We start from the raw sequence: 1,390 nt of genomic DNA, 5'->3' as shown, positions 1-1,390 counted from the left end.
AGAAAAATCTAGATATTAGATTAAAGTAAATTTAATACCTAGATTTTAACATTTTTAATATGAATATTTACTAATTAATTAGTGTCCCCTTCGAGAAACTTTATTATTTTATCTATCTGTTCTACAGCTTCTTTAGACATTTCTTTCCCTTTCCCAGTAGCATAACTACCTTTAAATGCTATAGTTACTCCAACTAATTTTGATTCTGCCCATATACTCATTTTTGCTTTATTATTGTCAGTCTCAGTAATACTTTCAATTTTTTGTTTGGCTGCTTTTAAAGCTGCTAATTTGGCTGCTAATTTATCTTCAAAAAGACTTTGTAACTTTAATAATTTTTCTTTAAGATCAGCATCATTTACATCCTTTAATCTTTTTTTTAATTCATTAATTCTATCTTTATAATCTTTAAATTTTTCATGACCAGTCTTATTATCAATAGCTAAAATTTCTGCAAGAATTGCATCTATTCCTTTTTTCTCCTCTACATATAAGTTACAAGCCATTACAACTAATATAGATAAACAAAATAATTTAACTATGTTTTTAATTTCCATTAGTTACTCCTTTATTTAATAATAATGAAGTTAAAAGTAGCACAACATTTCAAAATGTAAACATATCAATCAAAACTTGAGTTAAATTTTAAAAAATTTCTAAAAATAGGGTCTATAATTACAAGAATAAACTTTTTTGTTACTTAATGTATTGTACTGAAGAGAAAAAAGGAGATAACAAATGAAAATTATCAATATATTATTTTGTTTATTTTTACTTATGCTAAACAGCTGTAATTCCAATGATAATGACACTTTAAAAAACAATATTAAACAATCAAAAAGTAAGGTAAAGCGTGATTTAAGCGAACAAGAAAAACCTAAATCTAAAGAAGAACTACTTAGAGAAAAACTATCTGATAATCAAAAAAAGCAACTTGACTGGTTAAAAGACGCATTGGGCAATGATAGAAAATTTGATAAATTTTTAGGAAATGATGAAGAGAAAATAAAAACGGCACTTGATCATATAAAAAGTGAACTTGATAAATGTACTGGAAATGAAAACGGAAAAAACACTTTTAAACAAGTAGTTGGGGGTTTCTTTAGCGGCGGGGAAATAGATAATTTTAAAACTCAAGCAGTTAGTAACTGTAATGTTAATGGCGATAGTCAATAATAAAAAATAAAATTCATTATTATCCTTTCTAATATACCTAAATAGCAGAGCCCCCTTATTGGGGGCTCTATTATTTAGGTAGGTATATTATTATGCAAACATATTGCTATGCTGCAAAAATATAATCAAATTGTTTATCTTCTTTTAACGAGTCAAAGAATATTAATGGACTGTCGTTATAATCGCGCTGATCAGACGGCATAAATCTTTCATC

2 protein-coding genes and 1 pseudogene are annotated in these 1,390 nt (G+C 26.4%); 1 reads left to right on the top strand and 2 read right to left on the bottom strand.

Annotation, left to right across the window (positions count from 1 at the left end; translation table 11 throughout):
* Window positions 1-74: 74 nt before the first annotated feature.
* The gene (revA, locus tag HNP68_RS06885) at window positions 75-557 is read right to left on the bottom strand and encodes a fibronectin-binding protein RevA (RefSeq protein ID WP_183221739.1); all 483 of its coding nucleotides are present in this window, start codon (window positions 555-557) and stop codon (window positions 75-77) included.
* Between the two features lie 181 nt (window positions 558-738).
* Between revA and HNP68_RS06880 the strand changes: the two genes are divergently transcribed.
* Window positions 739-1,176, top strand: a complete 438-nt coding sequence (locus HNP68_RS06880) for an Mlp family lipoprotein (protein ID WP_183221737.1) — start codon at window positions 739-741, stop codon at window positions 1,174-1,176.
* Between the two features lie 106 nt (window positions 1,177-1,282).
* On the opposite strand, the pseudogene HNP68_RS07785 reads toward HNP68_RS06880, so the two are convergent.
* Window positions 1,283-1,390, bottom strand: a pseudogene (locus tag HNP68_RS07785) (ERF family protein); the annotation flags it as partial.

Source organism: Borreliella yangtzensis, assembly GCF_014201775.1.
In the GTDB taxonomy this organism is placed as follows: Bacteria; Spirochaetota; Spirochaetia; order Borreliales; family Borreliaceae; genus Borreliella; species Borreliella yangtzensis.
Note: the sequence above shows the minus strand (reverse complement) of the source record. Positions and strands in the feature narration are given on the sequence as shown.